The following is a 4,339-nucleotide window of genomic DNA, read 5'->3' on the forward strand; positions in this document are numbered from 1 at the left end:
AATCACCTTGAAACGTCAATATTGGATCTTCTGAGTTATTACGTGAAGATAAAAGCCACACTTGGCTAACACAACCACGAACTTTGTGGGCATCATTTCGAGCATTTTCCGGAAAAGGTGGAAGTTCGTAACCAAGCTCAATTACATAACGATAACGATCTTCCCAATTATCTAGAAGCGAAAAGTTTTCTATAATATTATCGATTGTTTCCGCCATCATCTTAATCCTGTTTCATTTTAATCATCATATTAAATACACTTATTGGATAGATAAATATTTATTATCCTAATACAAATAACATGAGGAACGTTAAAATTTCTTATTTCAAGATAACATTGTATGGTTGTGTAAGAATTATTTTACTTCCATTTTGCGAGAAACGTTTGGGGAAGGCTCTGTATTATTTTTGTTGCCTAATATGTGCCCAAAATACTCATAAGCAGCTCTTGCACCGTAATATGCGCGTTCTCCAAGTAAACTTAAAAAGGACTTTCCTACTTTGCAGGCTTCTATATTACGGTCACAAAATGTTCCTAGGTCATTTAAAGATTCCTTAAAAGCAATAATTACATCGCTCGTTGTTGTTTCATTATTTTGGGGGCTAGAAGAATGATTATTGCTTGGATTGGCTACAAAAAATGAAATAATGACAAAAACAAAAAACAAAAAAAATGATAATTTAATTAAAAAACGTATCATGAGCAATCAATGTACCGCAGTTGTAAATACAATAAAAGGAGCTTTTTATACGCTGCTTCTTTATAAAAAATTGATACAATGAGCTTTTTATAAAAAATAGAGTATTCATTTATTAGATCTATATCATTGGCTATCTTATAAATATGATACAACGCAGCTGTATAAAAGTGAGATGCATAATCATAATAGTGCATAATGATTGGAAGTGTACAACGCGCATTTGCAACTTTCTATTCCCCAAAAAATGTATCTATAGGATAAAGATTAAACGGATAGTTCAATCTCTTTCCCATTTGTATACATATTTATCTTAAATAATAATTCATCACTCTAAACTTAGCTGAAAAAGCTAAATAGAGTCCAACTCTGTTATTTTGACTCTATCATCTATAAAATTTTTATTAGCATATCATAAACATGATCAACATTCGATCAAAATATTAAACAATAGATGCATCTCTTATAACTCCATCTCAAGGCAAGTTTTTTCTATAACATTGTAAACATCAATTTAATTGATACGAAGGTGTTTACCCTAAAATATAATAACATTAAGAGACTATTATTCTCACCAAACCATTTACGGAAAAGTAACTCTATATATGTAAATTGTAAAGAATATAATGACTGTCATTTTTCTAACGTTATAGGAAAATATTCTTAACTTGATTTTAAATAATTAAGCAAACATATGCGCCAAAAATGAAGAATAACGTGATATTATTATTGAGATGATTATATGTGATAATGCAGTTTGCAAACACTAAAATGGTCTTGAACGTTAATCATTTGATGTTCTCTTTATACGTATTAAAGATTTGTAAAATCTGAAATTGATGAAAGTTGATAAGAGCTCTTGTTGATTGATCAACTTATAAATTGATAGAATTAATCAATTCATTTGAGGAGTTTGAAAGGAAAAAACAATAATGTAAAGGCATTTTTCTTTAGCAAAAAGTAAGAATTAATTTACATTCGTTTCTTTATGAAGAATAAACCCAACTGAAAATAAAAATAATGACAACAAAACGAAAGAAGTCACGAAAAAAAACTGTAAAACACCGTAAATACTATAGTAGTATGGTTATCACACTACTTCTTATAATTTTTCATTTTATTTTTTGGAGTGTAAAAAGTATTTATTTTTATACGCGAAAAAATACTTTATTTTTTATTGGATCTGTTCTTTTTACCATTAGTTTTTTATTTGTTTCATTTAATGCTTTATTTTCGCAAATGACAACGCATCAAGATATTTTAACTCAAATGAAGTTTTCCTCCGCTCAAAGTATAGGGAAGAGCACTACTTTATCCGAAAAAGAAGTAAGATCACAAGAACTCTCTCGTGTGACTTCTCTACATTCTCAAAGTCATCACTACACAAATTTACCTTTCGCCCCTCAATCAGCAAGTATACTGGAAAAGCAAAAAGAACTCGCAAAATTAGGACTTTATGATGGACCTTTAGATGGACTGGAAGGACCTAAAACACGCCGTGCCATCACTCTATGGAAACAACAAACTGCTCAGAAAATGCAAAACAATGTTTTACCTCATCCTACAACAGATGAAATTGCGCTATTAATTAAGCAGAGCGAAATAGAAATGGAAAATAAAACAAAAAGAAATATAACACACTCAAAAGAAGCTGTTTTAGAGCCTTCTGTTGAAGATATTATACGGGTACAAAAAGCTTTACATATTTTTGGTCATGAGGAGGTTATTGTCACAGGAATAGAAGATCAAAAGACGATAGAAGCCTTAAAACAGTTTCAAAAAATGTTTGATCTTCCTGTAACTGGTAAAATTAATCATACAATTTTAATAAAAATGCGTGAAATTGGTTTATTAAATTGAAGATAATCATCAACATTATAAAACAATCTCTTGATTTATAATGATAATTTTCTTGTTGAATACCCTCTCCGAATACAAAAAATTTCCTTCATCTCAAGCCCTCTTATACTCAATCAATCAGAATGGTTTTCTTACATATTACATATTGAGCCATACAATTTATGGCAAGGGGATCGAGGCTTCTAGCAGAAAAAAGAAATCATTGCGAGAAAACAAACGCGTTTATTTTAAAATTTCCAATGCTTCAGATGATAAGGACACGCGAAATTCTATTGTAGCATCACGCCTTCCTTTTATATTCTCGAGCCAAGAATTATCCAGATATTCCCATCAATCTGATCTTCACATAACGCAAAGAATTCGTGCATCTGTAAGAATAAGCAAACGCTAAGCCAAATTGTATCATTGTTATCGTTTGACTGAGTATCTAGACAAAAGACGGAAACCTCTTTCCAATCCATTGCTGGTCTATTTTGCATTTTATGGAGTTGTTTTTCTCAGAAAATATGTGCTTTTGTTGTTGCCTGTAAATCAACATCAAAACCTAACGCTGCAGTATGTTTGAAACAAATATTAAGGTGGTTCAGTGCTTTTTCTGCTGTTGCAGCTTTTGGTATGCCAGATGGGAGAAAAGGTATTGCGTATCTCTGTTTGCCTAATCTCTGAAACGAGGAGGCAGCCTAATTTGGGGAGAATATGAAGTTTTAAAAATAGAAACCACTTCTCACCTTTACCATTTTCTCTTAATTTTGCTTTACGTCTTTCAAAAGCATCTAAAGCAATGTTCTTTTAGATAATGGAGATGACGCATTGCTTCACGCTTTTTTTCTCACTTTCTTTAATGAAGTCACGTCCCTTCATGTAAAACAGAACGCCCCAAACCAAATATACTTGAGTTGCACATTCACGTGCTTTCTTTAAAGAAACAACTCTCAAGGCATCCAAACCTATTTCACAATGATATGCGTGAATGGTATAAATAATAAACCCACTGTGCGCTACCATCTTGACGCTTGAGCAAACCCGCACCATCCACTTTGCCTCTAATGTTGCTCCAACTCTTGGCACTTGAGACAGTTCATTATAGGCATTGTTTAGTCTTTTCTTTAATGTTTTCCCCGCATACATCGATATTCCTTATGTGAAAGCGAATGATTTTGACTGATCCAGCATGGAATAAATTTGAAATGAGAGAATCTTATGATATTCATAGCTCTCATTCAAGTTGAGAAATTATATTTATTATTATAAATCAATTCTTTGTATAATTATGATATTCCTTCATAAATGTAAAAGATGGTAGCGCACAGTGGATTTTATAAACTCTGAGGGTATAAACTTACGAGAAACTTTACGTAATTCCATTCCACGAATACCAATATGAAATGAGTTTTGCACTGAGAAATGTTTCTTCAAAACAACAGATGAATGTGCAAAACAAATGCATTTGTTTTGAGTGCTCTGTTTTGCGTGAAGAGAGTTCATAACCCTATTAAAAAGAAAACGTGTAAATTAACTGCACACAATAACACGCTGCTCTCTATCAAAGAGGAAGCCCCTCAATACTTGAAAGTGTATTAATAATACATCTTTGTCTATCCTGCTTTATATTTTCTCTCATAAACCTCTAAAAAAACACTTTTTCGCGTAACACAACTTATCGTGCATTTTAGAAGCATTTTTATTCCCTTTATTAAAGAAAATAAAAAAATATTAACCCATTACATCCTTTTTGCTATTGCGGCCTGAGCTGCTGCTAAACGAGCAATTGGTACTCGAAAA

General features: G+C 31.8%; 3 protein-coding genes and 1 pseudogene. 1 reads left to right on the plus strand and 3 read right to left on the minus strand.

Annotated elements, in window-relative coordinates; translation table 11 throughout:
- Together ACFIO3_RS09305 and ACFIO3_RS09310 are read right to left on the minus strand one after the other, a co-directional pair.
- Positions 1-217, minus strand: a 217-nt coding sequence (locus ACFIO3_RS09305) for a SufE family protein (RefSeq protein ID WP_375704359.1), incomplete at its 3' end; no start/stop codon positions are given.
- A 138-nt stretch (positions 218-355) separates the two neighbouring features.
- Positions 356-700: a DUF5330 domain-containing protein gene (locus ACFIO3_RS09310; RefSeq protein WP_375607793.1), complete on the minus strand. Its 345-nt coding sequence runs from the start codon at positions 698-700 to the stop codon at positions 356-358.
- 1,017 nt (positions 701-1,717) lie between these two features.
- On the opposite strand from ACFIO3_RS09310, the gene ACFIO3_RS09315 reads away from it, so the two are divergent.
- Positions 1,718-2,557, plus strand: coding sequence for a peptidoglycan-binding domain-containing protein (locus ACFIO3_RS09315; RefSeq protein WP_375607794.1), 840 nt, complete (start codon positions 1,718-1,720; stop codon positions 2,555-2,557).
- A 139-nt stretch (positions 2,558-2,696) separates the two neighbouring features.
- Here the strand turns inward: ACFIO3_RS09315 and ACFIO3_RS09320 are convergent.
- Positions 2,697-3,605: pseudogene (locus ACFIO3_RS09320) on the minus strand (tyrosine-type recombinase/integrase); the annotation flags it as partial.
- Between the last annotated feature and the right edge of the window lie 734 nt (positions 3,606-4,339).

The sequence above is a fragment of the Bartonella sp. AD328YNZD genome (genome assembly GCF_042196425.1).